Here is a 15,284-nt window from a genome sequence, read left to right as displayed (position 1 = left end):
CCGCGGCGACCTCGAGCGCTAACCCCTCCGACGCTCCCTCACTTTTGGTGGCTTTCGGTTCAACGCTCCCTCACTTTTGGTGCGGTTTCGGTTCAACGCTCCCTCACTTTTGTGGGGGAGCGTTGCGCTTTGCGGCGTCGTTTTTATAGCGCCGGATGGCGTGACTCGCTTGGGCCAGGGCAAGAAGTTTGAGCACCAGCTGACCGTGCAGGTGCATGCCGACGGCGGCCGTCAGGATCAGCTCATTAGTGTCCTCCGGCGCGGTGGTCGCGGAAATGTCCCGGTCGGCGATGGCGTCGAGTGCCTTGCTGTAGGCATCCAGGAGTTCCGTGGTCACCGGCACGCCGAGGCTTTCCATCCGCGCCACATGCGCGTCCAGTGCATCTCGGGCGTCACTGGGTGTGTCCGGCCAGTTCCGCAAGCGTACGACGGCGTCGCCCGCCTGGGCAGGGACGTCACCGTGCCCGGTACTCATTTGGTCCAGGCCCAGCACTGTGCGCTGCACAGCAGCGAGAAGCTCAAGGCGGGGCACGCCGTCGTCGGCCAGTTTCACCAGAGTCCGGATCTGCTCGATGGTGAGGCCCACCACTGTCCGCAGGGCTTGGATCAGCTGGAGACGGCTGGCGTGCTGAGGGGAGTATCTGGCCCGCGTGGCGTGAACCGACTCGCCGGCGGGCAGCAGTCCCTCGCGGAGGTAGAACTTGATGCTCGCCGCCGAAACACCTGTGCGCTCGCTCAGCTCTTTGAGCTGCATTCTGCCTCCCGCCTGCTAGTTGGATAGCAGAGCCAGCGTCCGCTATCTTGATGTACAACCACTGGATAGTGCTTCTATCCTAGAGCCATGGACTCTTGGAACACACTGCTTACCAGTCATGTGATAGCTGCGCTTTTTGTCCTTGCGATCGGTCCCCTGCAAATCCTTCGCCGGCGTCGGGACCGCATCCACCGCAGCATGGGGTATCTGTGGGTTGCCGCCATGTACTACGTCTGCGTTAGCAGCTTCTGGATCGTCACTGAAGGACACTTCACCTGGCTGCACGGGCTTTCCGCCTTCACTCTGGTGACGGTCACCCTCGGACTGGTCAGTGCCATCCGCGGCAACATCCGGTCTCACCTCGCGAACATGGTGGGCAGCTACGCCGGTATTGCTGTGGCATTTGTCTTCGCCGTCGCTGTGCCGGGCCGGGCCATTCCGCGGCTCCTGGCAGACGACCCGTCCACCGGGGTCTATGTTGCCGCCCTCGTCATCCTGAGCGTGGCCGTCATCTTCGCCTCGCTGAGGCTCGGCAGTCGCTCTGGCCCTCCGGTAACGAGCCGGAGGAGGTCACAGCGATCTGCTGAGGACGCTCGCTCAGTTTTGGCCCGCTGACTCGGGACGCTCGCTCAGTTTTGGCCGGCCGGCTCGGGACGCTCCCTCAGATTGCGTCGGCAAAGCCTGCGGCCTGGGGATGGTCCAGCCAAGCGGTGCGCAGTGCTCGCTTTATCCTCCCGACTGCCTGCTGGAATCCGTCAGCGAGGTCGTTTTTGTCGAGGGTAAGAACAGTCCACCCGGCGGAGTGGAATGCCTTGTCTCGCCGCCTGTCGCTGAAGGCCTGGGCATCGAGAAGGTGATGTCCGCCGTCGTACTGAATGGCGAGGCGTCGATGACGGTAACCAAGATCCGCAGTGGGGGACCCAGCGTCGCCGATTCTTAAGGCCACCTGGAGGTCCGGTTCCGGGAGACCGGCGTCGGCCATTGCCAGCCTCAGCAGCGATTCGGGGGCGGAGTCCGCACCAACACGCATCATGTCCAATGCTTGCCTGGCGCGCACAACGCCCTGCAGATTCGGATGACGGTCCACAAGGGAGCGCAACCCTGCCGGCGTTGCAAACGGCTCGGTCCGGCCCTCGAACTTCAGCCGAGGAATGCGGATTAACTCGTCTCCCATGCAGACCAGCTCGCTGACTGACAGGCGTCTTGCCAGATCCAACCACGTCCGTGATCGCGTGCTTATGCGGATGCCGTCGACGGACTCAATCTCATCCTCACGGGCCAGAACCGTATGGCCGTAGACCCCTTTACGCCGCACTTCCGGCAGGGACCGCGGTTTGCTCAGATGAAGCTCGGTCGAATCGGCTAGCCACACAGGCAAAATCTGGCAGCGGAGGCGCCCCGCCGTGACATGGGAGATCCAGGCGCTTGGAGACACCGCCGACAGCGCCCGCGCCGCCGCTTCAAGGTCGAAGTCCCAGTCCGCCGGGCGGTACAGTCCGCGGCCCACATGGACGACGTCGGCCCGCCGCAGCCGGCTTACGGAAATGCCTGATGCCCTTGCCGCCTCCAATGTGAATGGAGCCGAGAGGAGCGTGTCCGGCAGCTGATTGCGCATTTGCATACCGGCATTGTGACCTGAATTGCGCTGGTCCTGCAGAAGTTATCCACAGGCGAGTTGGGTCGACCGGGATGTGAGGGAGGGTTGGGGAGGGGCCGGCGGGAGGTGAGGGAGGGTTGGGGAGGGGCCGGCGGGATGTGAGGGAGGGTCGGGGATAGACCGGCGGGATGTGAGGGAGGGGCGGGGATAGACGGGCGGGATGTGAGGGAGGGTTGGGGAGGGGCCGGCGGGAGGTGAGGGAGGGTTAGAAGAGGCCCACCGGATTGCCGTCGTCGTCTACATCCATTCGCATGGCTGCCGGAACGGCAGGGAGGCCGGGCATCGTCATGACAGCACCGGTAAGCGCCACGATGAAGCCGGCACCGGTCCTGGGGATGAGGTCGCGCACGTGGATGGTGAATCCCTTCGGCGCGCCCAGCCGGGAGGCGTCGTCCGTGAATGAATACTGCGTCTTGGCCATGCAGACCGGCAGCCCGGACCACCCGTTCTTCTCGATGTCCGCCAGCCGCTTCAGCGCCGGCACGGAGAAATCCACCCCGTCGGCGCCGTAGATCTCCTGCGCGATGGTCCGGATCTTGTCCTCCACCGACAGTTCCAGCGGATAGAGGTGCCGGAAGCTGCTGGGTCCCGCAACCGCAGCCGCCACTTTGGCAGCAAGTTCGTCGCCGCCGTCACCGCCGCCGCCTCGGCCCCAGACATCCGCCACCGCAGCCTGGATGCCTTCCCCGTCGCACCAGCCGCGCAGCCAGTCCAGTTCCTCGGCCGTATCCGTGGCGAATTTGTTGATGGCCACCACGGGCGTGACGCCGAACTTCTCGACGTTGCGGACATGCCGGCGGAGATTGGCCACACCGGCAGCCAGCGCCTCGACGTTGGGCTCCTTGAGTTGGTCCTTCGCCATCCCGCCGTGCATCTTGAGGGCCCGCACGGTTGCCACCACGACGACGGCGGCCGGCGCCACGTCCGCGACGCGCGCCTTGATGTCCATGAACTTCTCAGCCCCCAGGTCCGCGCCGAAACCGGCCTCCGTGACCACGATGTCAGCCAGCCGGCGTGCTGTCTGGGTGGCAATGAGCGAGTTGCAGCCGTGCGCGATGTTGGCGAACGGGCCGCCGTGCACCAGGGCCGGAGTCCCCGCGATGGTCTGCACCAGGTTGGGTTTGATGGCCTCCTTGAGCAGGAGGGTGAGTGCTCCCTGGACTCCCAGATCGGCCACCGTGACCGGCGTGCGGTCGTAGGTGTAGCCGAAGGTGATGCGGCCCAGCCGCTCGCGCAGATCGGCCACGCCGGTGGCGAGGCAGAACACCGCCATGATCTCCGACGCCACGGTGATGTCGAAGCCGTCCTGCCGGGGGATGCCCTGGGTCGGGCCGCCGAGGCCGATGACCACCTCCCGCAGGGCACGGTCGTTCATGTCCAGCACGCGCTTGAACGTCATGCGGCGGGGATCGATGGTGAGCTCGTTGCCCTGGTAGATGTGGTTGTCCACCAAGGCCATGAGGGCGTTGTTGGCGGACGTCACCGCGTGGAAGTCGCCGGTGAAATGGAGATTGATCTCGTCCATGGGCACCACCTGGGAGTACCCGCCGCCCGTTGCCCCGCCCTTCATGCCCAGGATTGGCCCGAGGGAAGGCTCACGCAGTGCGACCATCACCTTGTGGCCGGCCCTGGCCAGCGAGTCGGCCAGCCCCACGGTGGTGGTGGATTTTCCTTCACCGGCGGGAGTGGGCGACATCGCCGAGACCAGGACGACTTTCCCCATGGCACCCGCGGCGGACAGCCTCGCCGGATCGATCTTCGCCTTGTACCGGCCGTAGTGTTCCACCGCCTCGGCATCGATGCCGGCGGCCGCGGCGATCTCCTCGATGGGCCGCAGCGTGGCATTGCGGGCAATCTGGAGGTCAGTCAGGGGGCTGTCAGACATCATCGTCCTTCATGTGGCGGTTGGTGGCTAGCCGCTGAGCCGTGGAGCGTAGCCGGCGGGCACCGGGTGACTCGCGTGATGCTCCTCGACGGCGGCGTGGTAGCTCTCCAGCGTGATGGCCGCGGTGCGCTGCCAGCCGGAACTTTGGGCATGGACTGAAGCGGCACGGCCCATGTCCTCCCGCGTCGCGGGATCGTCGTAGAGGGCTTCGAGCGCTTCGGCCCAATCGGCGGCGCGGTGGCCGTCCACCAGCAGCCCGGTGCGGCCGTCGAAGACGGCGCGCGACAGGCCGCCCACGCGCGTGGCCACCACAGGGGTGCCGCAGGCCTGGGCCTCAAGCGCCACGAGGCCGAAGGATTCGCTGTAGGAAGGCATCACCACGACGTCGGCCGACCGGAACCAGCCGGCCAGTTCGGCCGCGCCGACCGGCGGATGGTGCGTGACGACGTCGTCCATTCCGGCGGCGGTGACAAGCGACTTCAGATTGAAATCCTTTGCCCCGCTCAGGGCTCCCAGAATGGTCAGTTTCAGATTGATGTCCGGACGGCGCCCGCGGAGGAGGGCGGCAGCTTTCACCAGGATCTGCGGGCCCTTAAGCCGCTGGATCCTGCCCGCGAACAGCAGGTGGAAGGTGCCCGGCGGGACGCCCCGCTCGGCGCGCGACCGGCTGCGGAACGCCGGGGTGAACACTGAGAGGTCAACGCCCGGGGGAGCGATGTCGATGTGGTCGAAGTCCGCGTTGTAGTGCGACACGAGTTCGCTGGCCTCGGCGCTCGTGTTGGCGATGAGCCGGGCAGCGCCGTCCACGATCCGGTGTTCACCGTCTTCGCGGCGCCGCGGCTCGGGCTTTTCGCCGGACTGCAGGAGGAGGTTCTTGACCTTGGCCATGGTGTGCATGGTGTGGACCAGCGGCACGCCCCACAGCTCGGAAAGCTCCAGCCCGGCCACCCCGGAGACCCAGTAATGGGAGTGGATGATGTCATAGCGGCCGTGCGGCTGACGCTCGCGGATCCGCTCGATCTCGGCCACCATGCTGTGCAGCAGCTCCGGCAGTTCCTCCTTGGGCAGCTTCCGCGGCGGTCCGGCGAGGACATTGTGGACGCACACGCCGGGGTCCGGATGTTCGACGGCGGGCTGCCGGGCGTCCGTGGACCGCGTGAAGATCTCCACCTCCACGCCGTTCTCCGCGAGGGCCGAGGCCAGGCCCCGGATATACACGTTCATGCCACCGGCGTCACCGGAACCGGGCTGTTCCATGGGGGAGGTGTGCAGCGACAGGAAGGCCACCCGCTTGATCAGGGTCATCGCTCTCCTTTCGCTTCACGGGAACGCACACACCCGGCACCAAACAGCGGCGCTTAACCGGGACCTGCATCCGGTAAAACACTACTCCTGAAGCTCCCATTACGTTGCCGGTCGTAGACGTTCCGCCGCCGGCCCGTAGGCTCCAACCATGACTTCCATCATCGTATGCAGCGGTCCCCACGACGGCCACGTGTCACCCATGCTGGGGGTGGCCCGGCGACTGATCGCCCGCGGGCACCGTGTGCGATTCCTGACGGGTCCTGCCTACCAGGAGGCCGTCCAGGCGGTTGGTGCGGAGTTTGTACCCTTGGGAGCCGGGGCCGCGCATGCGCCCGAGGCCAGCAGCGCCAAGGGCATTGCGGCCGTGAGGGAGGGCGTCCGACTGCTGGTGATCGATCCGGCACGCGGCCAGTTCGAGGCACTGCAGGCAGCGATAGACGCTGAACCGACAGACCTGGTCCTGGCGGAGGTCACGTTCGTCGGCGCAGGTACGCTGTCGGGGCTGCCGCTGGAGGACCGTCCTCCGGTCATCGCCTGCGGCATCATGCCGCTCACGCTCTCGAGCGTGGACTGTGCGCCGTTCGGTTTCGGGCTGGCGCCGGGACGCGGCCCCGCCGCCCGCCTGAGGAACCGGACGCTGAACTGGCTGGTGGAAAACGTCCTGCTGCGGGACAGCAACCGTCAGGTCGAGGCGATCATGCGCGATCTCACCGGCGTGGGGCTGGACGGGCTTTTCGTGCTCGACTGGCCGCGGCGGGCGGACCTCATTGCGCAGTTTACGGTCCCTGAGTTCGAATACCCCCGATCAGACGCCCCAGAGAACCTGCGCTTCTTTGGCCCGACTGCCCGGCACGTTCCCACCAGCCAGCCGAAGCCCGAGTGGTGGGGGGATCTGGACGGTTCCCGCCCGGTTGTGTACGTGACCCAGGGAACCGTGTCGAACACCGACTTCACGGCCCTGGTAGTGCCGACTCTCGAAGCGCTCGAGCAGGAAGACGTGACCGTGGTGGTCAGCACCGGCCGGCGCCCCCTGAGTGATTTGCCGCCACTCCCTGCGAACGCGCGCGCTGCCGAGTTCCTGCCGGACGCCGAACTCCTGCCGAAAGTGGCCGTGTACGTGACGAACGGAGGATACGGCGGCCTTCACTATGCGATGGAGAGCGGCGTTCCCATCGTGGTCGCCGGTGACACCGAGGACAAGCCGGAGGGTGCTGCCCGGGTTGCCTGGGCCGGCGCGGGGATCAACCTCGGGACAGGGCGCCCGAAACCGGCCGCCATCCGCGAGGCGGTGCAGAAGGTGTTGGGCGACGGACGGTACCAGGCCGGGAGCGGGCGCATCGGCGCAGCCATCGCCGCATCGCCCGGGGTAGACGGGCTCATCGACGAGCTGGAGCTGCTTGTAAGGACGTAAGGACGCGGCCGTACTGTAAGGGTTGAACCAGTACAGGCGTTGAACCAGTACAGGATTGAAGTAGCACGCCTGGGTTAACGACTGCCCGTTCCGGAGCCCTGCCACAGCCGGCCTAATTCGGGGAAGGCAGCCTCGTACCCGGCAAGCAGCTGTCCGGCGAGTTCCTCGGACCCCACCAGCGGGTGTTCGGCGAAGGCCTCCAGCGCGGCGCCGCGGTCGCCGAGGCTCGCCGCCCGGACGGTCAGGAGTTCCACGCGCTTCACGTGCTGCATGAGACTCAGCTGAGGTTCTGCCGGCCGGGCCTGGGGAATCGGCTCCGCTCCCGTGGAGGTCACCGTGCAGGGAACTTCGACGACGGCGTCCGCCGGCAGCCCGGGAATCGCCGGCTCCGAGCCGCCTTCCCCGCCGCCCTCCGAGCCGCCGGGCCCGCTAACTGCGGTGTTCTGCGTGTTGAGAATGAGCTGGGTGCCGTCTCCTGCCTCGCCGGCCCCTGCGTCACCAGAACCCGCCAGCCCCGGGGTGGTGAGGGCGCGCATCACGGCCAGTGCCACCTGTTCGTAGCCGCCGCCGGCAAGGTCGCCGGCATCGCGCGCCTCGCCGCCGGCCCGGGCTTCGGCCAGGTAGCCCTCTTCGCGGGACCTGCGGGCTGCCTCCCACAGTTCGAACGCGGCGTCCCCGGCGGCAGCGAGCCGCGGGTACAGCTCCGACTGCTGGCCGTGGATGGACTCGCCCCGGGTGCTGTCCATGCCCCGCATTGCCGCTGCGGCGCGCGCAGTTTCGTAGTAGTAGAACAGGTACTCGTTGGGCAGGACCCCCAGCTCCTGCAGGAAGGCCTGCGGAAACAGCCGGCCCTCCTCGAAGCCCGCCAGCGCGCCGGCATCGCCCAGCAGGTCCGGCAGGCGATCGCGGCCGCCGGACTCCAGCCGGTACAGCCAGCCGAGATGGTTCAGCCCGTAGTAGCCCACGCCGTCGAGCTTTCCTGCCGGCAATGGAAAGCCGGCAGCCCGGGCCGCGCGGTGGACCAGGGCGCTGGCGGAGTCGCAGATTCCGATGACCTTCCGGCCCAGCACGGGCAGCAGCGCCTCGGTGATCATGCCCGCCGGGTTGGTGAAGTTGACAAGCCAGGCGTCGGGGCAATGCGTCCGCATTTCGCGGGCGAGCTCCAGCATGGCGGGGATGGAGCGCAGCGCGTAGGAGATGCCGCCAGCGCCGGTGGTTTCCTGTCCGAGCAGCCCGAGGTCCTGGGCAACCCGTTCGTCGGCGATCCGGCCCGCCGTTCCACCCGGCCTGATCGCCGCGAAGACCACATCGGTGCCGGTGAGTGCTTCGGGGAGTGACGTCGTGGCAGTGACCACCGGAGGTTGCCCGACGGCGGCACTTCCGTCCGGCGCCGACCCCGTCTCTAAGGACCCGGCCTCCGAGGACCCCTGTCCCATGGACCGCGCCATGGATCGCAGCACGGCGCTGATGGCCGCAAGGCGGCCGGGATCGAGGTCGAACAGCACCAGTTCCCGGACCAGCCCGGCATAAGGCCCCGAGCATAGCGCCCGGTATACGAGGGGAACCCGGAATCCGCCGCCGCCGGCGATCATGAGCCGCATGGCAAGGAGTCTATGCGCAGTCCTCCCGCAGACCTTCCCCGGCTCACCGGCGCAGCCGGCCCGCGTCCGGACGGCACCCCCAGAATGCGGGGTTTCAACCGCGACGCCCACGGCGTAGTCTGCCGAACATGGATGCGATTCCCGCAGGCCGCTTCGACCCGCTCTCCGCCGTCAGAACGACGACGGCCGGGGGCTTCGATCTGCTGCTGGCCGGCACGGTCTTCCAGGACATTATTTTCACCGGGCTGCCGCATGCGCCCCAACCCGGAACGGAAATTTGGAGCGAAGGGATGGGAAGCTGTCCCGGCGGCGTGGCGAACCAGGCCATCGCGGCAGCCCGGTTGGGCCTGCGGACGGGCCTTGCGGCCGCCTTCGGAGACGACGGCTACGGGGACTACAACTGGAAAATCCTCGCCGGGCAGGAGCATGTGGACCTTTCCCTGTCCCGGCGCGTTGCGGGCTGGCACTCCCCGGTGACGGTGTCCCTCAGCGTGGACCACGACCGTTCCATGGTCACCCACGGCCATCCCGCTCCTGTCACATCCTCCGAGCTGATCGGGCAGCCGCCGCCCGCACTGGCAGCCGTGGCGGACCTTGGCCACGACCTAGAAGCGTGGGTGCTTGCGGCCCACTCGGACGGCGTTAAGCTGTTCGGCGATGTGGGCTGGGACCCCAGCGGGGAGTGGTCACAGTCGCGGCTGGAGAACCTGAAGTACTTCCACGCCTTCATGCCCAACCAGCGCGAGGCCATGGCGTTCACCGACAAGGAGAATCCCTGGGCCGCCCTGTACTCGCTGGCGGACCGCGTGCCCGTGGCCGTGGTGACGCTGGGGCAGCAGGGTGCCATGGCAGTGGACTCGGAGACGGGGGAGGAGGAGTGGGTGCCGTCCCTTCCCGTGACTGCCTATGATCCCACCGGGGCGGGAGACTGTTTCGGCGCGGCGTTCGTCGTGGGCTGCCTCGCGGGCTGGCCGCTGGGTGACCGGCTGCGCTTTGCCAACCTGTGCGCCGCGCTGGCCGTGCAGGAAGTCGGGGGCTCCCTCGCGGCTCCGGGCTGGGGCGACATCGCCGACTGGTGGAAGCGGGCGAACGCCAGGCCGGAGCGCCGGGGGAGCCAGTGGCTCCGGCGCTACGCCTTCCTCGCCGACATCGTCAAGGATGTGCCGCCGGAGGCCCAGCGCCGGGCCGCGGCCACCATCGCGCACCTCTCCGACGCCTGAACGCTGCGGGAAATTCTCCGGCCCCTGCGCCAGCATTAGAATCAATAGAGTGACTTATCCAGCAGCAACAGGAGACCTCCCCCCGGTAGCAGGTCCGGTGCCGCACCCGTCCCCTGAACGATCAGCCATCATCGACCTTGAGGCCATCCGCCACAACGTCCGGCGGCTGGCCGATGCCGCGTCCCCGGCCCAGGTCATGGCGGTCGTCAAGGCTGACGCCTATGGCCATGGGGCTGTGCCGGTGGCCCGCGCGGCCCTCGAGGCGGGAGCCAGCTGGCTGGGGGTGGCCCACATTTCGGAGGCGCTCGCCCTCCGCGCCGCCGGGATCGAAGCGCCCCTGCTCGCCTGGCTGCACACCCCGGAAAGCAACTTCGGCGCGGCGGTGGCCGCCGGGGTCGACATCGGCTGCTCGGGCTGGGAGCTGGAACGGATCGTCACCGCGGCCCGGGAACAGGAACGACCGGCGCGCGTCCACCTCAAGGTGGACACGGGCCTTGGCCGGAACGGCGCCACCGTGGACGTGTGGGACGGTCTGGTGGGCGAGGCCATGGAGTACCAGGACCAGGGCCTGCTGCGCGTGGTGGGGATCTTCTCGCACCTTGCCGTGGCCGATGAACCCGAACGGCCTGAAACCGATGACCAGCTTGCTGCCTTCCGCGAAGTCCTGGCGATCGCCGAGGACGCCGGGGTGGATCCGGAAGTCCGGCACCTCGCGAACACCCCGGCCGCCCTGTCGCGGCCGGACACGCACTTCGACCTCGTCAGAGTGGGCCTGGGCATCTACGGCCTCTCGCCCTTCGAGGGGCAGACCTCCGCCGAACTGGGCCTCCGCCCGGCGATGACGCTGCGCACCGTGGTGTCTCACTGCAAGGATGTCCCCGCCGGGCAGGGCGTCTCCTACGGCCTCAACTACCACACATCCGGGGAAAGCACGCTGGGCCTCATCCCGCTGGGCTACGCTGACGGTGTGCCGCGGGTGGCCACCGGCGGGCCAGTGCGGGTGGAAGGCGTCACGTATCCGGTGGTGGGCAGGATCGCCATGGACCAGATGGTGATCGATCTTGGCCGCCGGAATGTCTCGGCAGGAGGGCACAGCGTCCTTGGAGCGGAGGCGGAGCTCTTTGGCGACGGCGCCGACGGCGGCCCCACTGCCGATGACTGGGCCCGGGCCGCCGGCACCATCAACTATGAGATCGTGACGCGCATCAGCCCCCGGGTGCCCCGCACCTTCATCAACGAAACGCCGGCACCATGAGCCTCCCGGCAGCCATCACCTCACCCCGCTGGGTCAAAACCCTGCAAGTGACGACGGCGGAGCAGACCCATGCGCTCGGCGCGGCACTAGCGGAGGTGCTCCGGGCGGGGGACCTGCTGGTCCTCACGGGTGAACTGGGCGCCGGCAAGACGACGTTCACCCAGGGCCTCGGGGAGGGCCTGGGTGTGCGGGAAGGCATCATTTCGCCCACCTTCGTGCTGGTGCGGATCCATCCCAACCTCCCGGATGGCCCCAACCCCGGTGGCCCCGACCTGGTCCACGTGGACGCCTACCGGCTGGGATCGGCGTCGGAAATCGATGACATCGACCTCGAAAACACCATGGATTCGTCCGTGACGGTGGTGGAGTGGGGGCGTGACCGCGTGGAGCACCTGAGCGAGAGCCGGCTCGAGGTGGAGCTTCACCGGACCATCGGAAACGGGATCGTTGGTGGCACTCAGGGCACAGACGGTGTCTTGGACTTCGAGGCGGAGGACGACGACGAGCCCCGCACCATCATCATCCGCGGCTTCGGCCCGCGCTGGGAGGACCAGCCGGTCCTGAAGCAGGCCACCGAAGGGACGTCCTGATGCTCATCCTTGCCATCGATACCTCGGCCGTGGCCAGCGCCGCGCTCGTGTCCGATGATGCCCTCGAAGGCATTGTGGGCAGCTTTTCCACCGAAGACACGCGCAGCCACGCCGAAGTGCTCGCCCCGGGAATCGAGGCGCTGCTTGCCGATGCCGATGTCACCGGTGCGGATATCGACGCGATTGTCGTGGGCGTCGGGCCCGGTCCGTTCACCGGGCTCCGCTCGGGCATTGCCACAGCCCGCACCCTTGCCTTCGCCTGGGACAAGCCGCTGCACGGGCTGATGAGCCTGGACGCCGTGGCCCTGGAAGTCGCCGAATCAACGGAGGCGCCGACGGAATTTTTGGTGGCCACTGATGCGCGGCGCAAAGAGGTGTACTGGGCCCGGTACACCCTGCAGGAGGGCCAACTTCCGAAGCTCGTGGACGGGCCCCATGTCGGTTCCGCAGCGGATCTCCCGGACCTGCCCGCCTACGGTGCCGGTGCCGGGCTCTACTCCGATGTCCTCCGGGCCGACCCGGACTTCAGCTCGGAGCAGCCCGACGCGCTCTACCTGGGGCAGTTCGCGCTGGCGCGGCTGGCGTCCGGGGAGCAGCTTCCCGACTCCACGCCCCTGTACCTCCGCGAGTCCGACGCCCAGGTCCCGGGACCCCGGAAGCGCGCCCTGTGAGCGGCGTGTCCGGACAGGCCAGGATGCTCGGCCCGGGCGTGACAGTGCGCGACATGCTTCCGGCCGACATCCCGGCGGTTCACGAACTTGAAGTGCGGCTCTTTCCCGTGGATGCCTGGCCGGTGCAGATGTTCGTGGACGAACTGTCGCAGCCCGAAACCCGCCGCTACCTCATCGCGGAAACGCCCGACGGCATCATCGGCTATGCGGGCGTAATGTGCATCGAGCCGATCGCCGACGTCCAGACCATCGCTGTCATCCCGGAGTATGAGGGCAAAGGCATCGGAACCGCCCTGCTCACGGAACTGATCAACGAGAGCCGGCGCCGCGGTGCGGCGGATGTCCTGCTGGAGGTGCGGGCCGACAACCCCCGCGCGCAGCAGCTCTACCGGCGGTTCGGCTTTGAACAGATCCATGTCCGGCGGAACTACTACCGCGACGGCGTCGACGCCCTGATCATGCGGCTTGAGCTCGCGGACGTCCTCACAGTGCATCAGGACATCGTGCATCAGGACCCCGCGCATGAGGACCCTCAGCAGGACCCCGCCGGACAGCAGGCCCACCAACAGCCCGGCGACACCACCGCCACGGAGGCAGACCAGCAATGAACCGTTCCCAGCCGCTCGTGCTCGGCATTGAATCCTCCTGCGACGAAACCGGCGTCGGTATCGTCCGGGGAACGGACCTCCTGACCAACACCGTTTCCTCCTCGATGGACGAACATGTCAGGTTCGGCGGGGTTATCCCGGAAATCGCCTCCCGCGCGCACCTTGACGCCTTCGTGCCCACCCTCCAGGCGGCGCTCGCCGAGGCCCGCGTGACCCTGGCCGACATCGACGCCATCGCCGTCACCTCCGGTCCCGGGCTGGCCGGTGCCCTGATGGTGGGGGTGTGCGCGGCGAAGGCCCTGGCCGTGGCTACGGGCAAGCCGCTGTATGCCATCAACCACCTTGTGGCCCACGTGGGCGTTGGCCTTCTGGACGCGCGCCCCGGGAACGCACTCCCCGCGATCGCGCTCCCCGAAAACCTGGGCGCCCTGCTGGTTTCCGGCGGCCACACCGAGATCCTGCGGATCCGCAGCATCACCGACGACGTTGAGCTGCTCGGCTCCACGATTGACGACGCCGCCGGCGAAGCCTACGACAAAGTGGCGAGAATCCTGGGGCTGGGATATCCCGGCGGTCCTGCCATTGACCGAATCGCCCGCGAGGGAAATGCCAAGGCCATCCGCTTCCCGCGGGGCCTTACGCAGCCCAAATACATGGGTACCGCGGAGGAGCCCGGGCGGCACCGCTACGACTGGTCCTTCAGCGGGTTGAAGACCGCCGTGGCCCGCTGCGTGGAGCAATTTGAAGCCAAGGGTGAAACCGTCCCCGTGGCAGACATCGCAGCGGCGTTCCAGGAAGCCGTGGTGGACGTCATTACGGCCAAGGCTGTCCTCGCCTGCCGGGAGCACGGCCTCACCAACGTCCTGCTCGGGGGCGGCGTAGCTGCCAACTCACGGCTCCGCCAGCTCACAGAACAGCGCTGCTCGGCTGCTGGCATCAGGCTGCACGTTCCGCCGCTGGATCTCTGCACGGACAACGGAGCGATGGTGGCAGCCCTGGGGGCGCAGCTGGTCATGGCCGGCACCGAGCCCAGCGGCATCAGGTTCGCCCCGGATTCGTCGATGCCCGTGACGACGGTGTCAGCACCGGCAGCGGAGCCGGCCAGGTCGGCTTAGGCGGTAGGGCCGTTCCTCATCTGCTTCACCAGGTCCAGCACCACGGCCTGGAGATTTCCGCCGCTTTCCTCAGCCACCCGGCGCTGGCGCTGGTACCCGGCACCGCGGCTGATAATTTTTTCGACGTCGGCCAGTTCGTCCGGGCAGCCGAGCTTCGCGGCGATGGGTTCGAGCCGGTTCAGGGTCTCCAGCAGGTGTTCGGTGACGAGCTGCTCGTTGCCCTGGGCGTCCAGGATGATGATGGCCTCCATGCCGTACCGGGCCGCGCGCCACTTGTTTTCCTGGACGTGCCATGGCGGCATAGTGGGAATGGTGCCCCCGTTGTCCAGGACGGTGGAGAACTCGTGGACCAGGCACTGCGTCAGGGCGGCGACGGCACCCACTTCCTCCAGGGTGGCCAGGCCGTCGCAGATGCGCATCTCGATGGTCCCCAGGTTCGGCACCGGCCGGATGTCCCACCGGATCTCCGAGAGCGTGTCGATCACACCGGTGGTGAACATGTCCTGGACGTAGGACTCGTATTCTTCCCAGCTGGAGAACTGGAACGGCAGGCCCGCCGTCGGCAGTTGCTGGAACATGAGGGCCCGCTGGGAGGCGTAGCCTGTGTCTTCGCCGCCCCAGAACGGGCTGGAGGCGGACAGGGCCTGGAAGTGCGGGAAATAGTTGACCAGGCCGTCCAGCACCGGAAGCACCTTGTCCCGCCGGTCCAGGCCGACGTGGACGTGGACGCCGTAGATCACCATCTGCCGGCCCCACCACTGCGTGCGGTCGATCAGCTTGGCGTAGCGGGCCTTGTCCGTGACGGGCTGCAGCTGGGGCGGGCTGAACGGGTGGCTGCCGGCGGAAAAGACCTCCACGCCCATGGGATCCGTAACTTCGCGGACGGCGGCAAGGGACCGGCTCAGGTCTTCCTTGGCTTCCGCGGCGGTTTCGCAGATCCCGGTGACAAGCTCCACCGTGTTCAGCAGAAGCTCCTGCTTGATGTGCGGGTGTTCGTCGTCCTCGTTCAGCTCGGGGTGTTTGGCGGTGACTCCGCGCAGGACCTCGTTCGCCACGGAGGCAAGCTCACCGGTCTGGGCGTCAACAAGTGCGAGCTCCCACTCCACACCAAGAGTTGATTGCCTGGATGAAGCGAAATCAATCTTCATGTGTTCCTCTCGCTGAATGTTGTCCCGTCGCTGGCCATTTCCGGCAGGACGGCTGCAGGGGAAC

Annotated in this window: 14 protein-coding genes; 8 read left to right on the top strand and 6 right to left on the bottom strand. The window is 67.6% G+C overall.

From position 1 onward, the window contains the following. Positions 1-103 precede the first annotated feature (103 nt). Positions 104-754: a MerR family transcriptional regulator gene (locus tag J7E80_RS18850; protein ID WP_215053752.1), complete on the bottom strand. Its 651-nt coding sequence runs from the start codon at positions 752-754 to the stop codon at positions 104-106. A gap of 87 nt (positions 755-841) precedes the next feature. Here J7E80_RS18850 and J7E80_RS18845 point away from each other — a divergent pair, with 87 nt between their 5' ends. Beyond that, complete coding sequence (locus J7E80_RS18845) at positions 842-1,369, top strand: DUF2306 domain-containing protein (RefSeq protein WP_215053751.1); 528 nt, start codon at positions 842-844, stop codon at positions 1,367-1,369. Between the two features lie 46 nt (positions 1,370-1,415). Here the strand turns inward: J7E80_RS18845 and J7E80_RS18840 are convergent, their stop codons facing one another. The 3 genes from J7E80_RS18840 to mshA form a co-directional block, all read right to left on the bottom strand. Next, positions 1,416-2,375, bottom strand: a complete 960-nt coding sequence (locus J7E80_RS18840) for a DUF559 domain-containing protein (protein WP_215053750.1) — start codon at positions 2,373-2,375, stop codon at positions 1,416-1,418. A gap of 241 nt (positions 2,376-2,616) precedes the next feature. Next, on the bottom strand, positions 2,617-4,299 hold the full coding sequence (locus tag J7E80_RS18835; RefSeq protein ID WP_215053749.1) for a formate--tetrahydrofolate ligase: 1,683 nt from the start codon (positions 4,297-4,299) through the stop codon (positions 2,617-2,619). A gap of 24 nt (positions 4,300-4,323) precedes the next feature. After that, positions 4,324-5,601: a D-inositol-3-phosphate glycosyltransferase gene (gene mshA / locus J7E80_RS18830; RefSeq protein WP_215053748.1), complete on the bottom strand. Its 1,278-nt coding sequence runs from the start codon at positions 5,599-5,601 to the stop codon at positions 4,324-4,326. Between the two features lie 148 nt (positions 5,602-5,749). Here mshA and J7E80_RS18825 point away from each other — a divergent pair, with 148 nt between their 5' ends. Then, the gene (locus J7E80_RS18825) at positions 5,750-7,012 is read left to right on the top strand and encodes a glycosyltransferase (RefSeq protein WP_215053747.1); all 1,263 of its coding nucleotides are present in this window, start codon (positions 5,750-5,752) and stop codon (positions 7,010-7,012) included. A gap of 74 nt (positions 7,013-7,086) precedes the next feature. Here the strand turns inward: J7E80_RS18825 and J7E80_RS18820 are convergent, their stop codons facing one another. After that, positions 7,087-8,613, bottom strand: coding sequence for a 6-phospho-beta-glucosidase (locus J7E80_RS18820; RefSeq protein WP_215053746.1), 1,527 nt, complete (start codon positions 8,611-8,613; stop codon positions 7,087-7,089). Between the two features lie 128 nt (positions 8,614-8,741). On the opposite strand from J7E80_RS18820, the gene J7E80_RS18815 reads away from it, so the two are divergent. Genes J7E80_RS18815 through tsaD form a run of 6 tightly spaced genes read left to right on the top strand, consistent with a single transcriptional unit; the run spans position 8,742 to position 14,072 of the window. Next, the gene (locus J7E80_RS18815) at positions 8,742-9,833 is read left to right on the top strand and encodes a PfkB family carbohydrate kinase (protein ID WP_215053745.1); all 1,092 of its coding nucleotides are present in this window, start codon (positions 8,742-8,744) and stop codon (positions 9,831-9,833) included. Positions 9,834-9,882: 49 nt separating this feature from the next. After that, positions 9,883-11,088, top strand: a complete 1,206-nt coding sequence (gene alr, locus J7E80_RS18810) for an alanine racemase (RefSeq protein ID WP_215053744.1) — start codon at positions 9,883-9,885, stop codon at positions 11,086-11,088. After that, positions 11,085-11,678: a tRNA (adenosine(37)-N6)-threonylcarbamoyltransferase complex ATPase subunit type 1 TsaE gene (tsaE, locus tag J7E80_RS18805; RefSeq protein WP_251037087.1), complete on the top strand. Its 594-nt coding sequence runs from the start codon at positions 11,085-11,087 to the stop codon at positions 11,676-11,678. The genes alr and tsaE overlap by 4 nt, the downstream gene beginning before the upstream one ends. Further along, positions 11,678-12,349, top strand: a complete 672-nt coding sequence (gene tsaB / locus J7E80_RS18800; RefSeq protein ID WP_215053743.1) for a tRNA (adenosine(37)-N6)-threonylcarbamoyltransferase complex dimerization subunit type 1 TsaB — start codon at positions 11,678-11,680, stop codon at positions 12,347-12,349. The genes tsaE and tsaB overlap by 1 nt, the downstream gene beginning before the upstream one ends. A gap of 23 nt (positions 12,350-12,372) precedes the next feature. After that, the gene (rimI, locus tag J7E80_RS18795; RefSeq protein WP_215053762.1) at positions 12,373-12,957 is read left to right on the top strand and encodes a ribosomal protein S18-alanine N-acetyltransferase; all 585 of its coding nucleotides are present in this window, start codon (positions 12,373-12,375) and stop codon (positions 12,955-12,957) included. Then, positions 12,954-14,072: a tRNA (adenosine(37)-N6)-threonylcarbamoyltransferase complex transferase subunit TsaD gene (tsaD, locus tag J7E80_RS18790; protein ID WP_215053742.1), complete on the top strand. Its 1,119-nt coding sequence runs from the start codon at positions 12,954-12,956 to the stop codon at positions 14,070-14,072. Before rimI ends, tsaD begins: the two co-directional genes overlap by 4 nt. Here tsaD and J7E80_RS18785 read toward each other — a convergent pair. Then, positions 14,069-15,220 (bottom strand): glutamate--cysteine ligase, encoded by a 1,152-nt coding sequence (locus J7E80_RS18785; protein ID WP_215053741.1) that lies wholly within the window; start codon positions 15,218-15,220, stop codon positions 14,069-14,071. The genes tsaD and J7E80_RS18785 overlap by 4 nt on opposite strands. Positions 15,221-15,284: the final 64 nt, after the last annotated feature.

Origin of the sequence: Arthrobacter sp. ISL-28 (genome assembly GCF_018613875.1) — a bacterium.
GTDB lineage: Bacteria > Actinomycetota > Actinomycetes > Actinomycetales > Micrococcaceae > Arthrobacter.
Note: the sequence above shows the minus strand (reverse complement) of the source record. Positions and strands in the feature narration are given on the sequence as shown.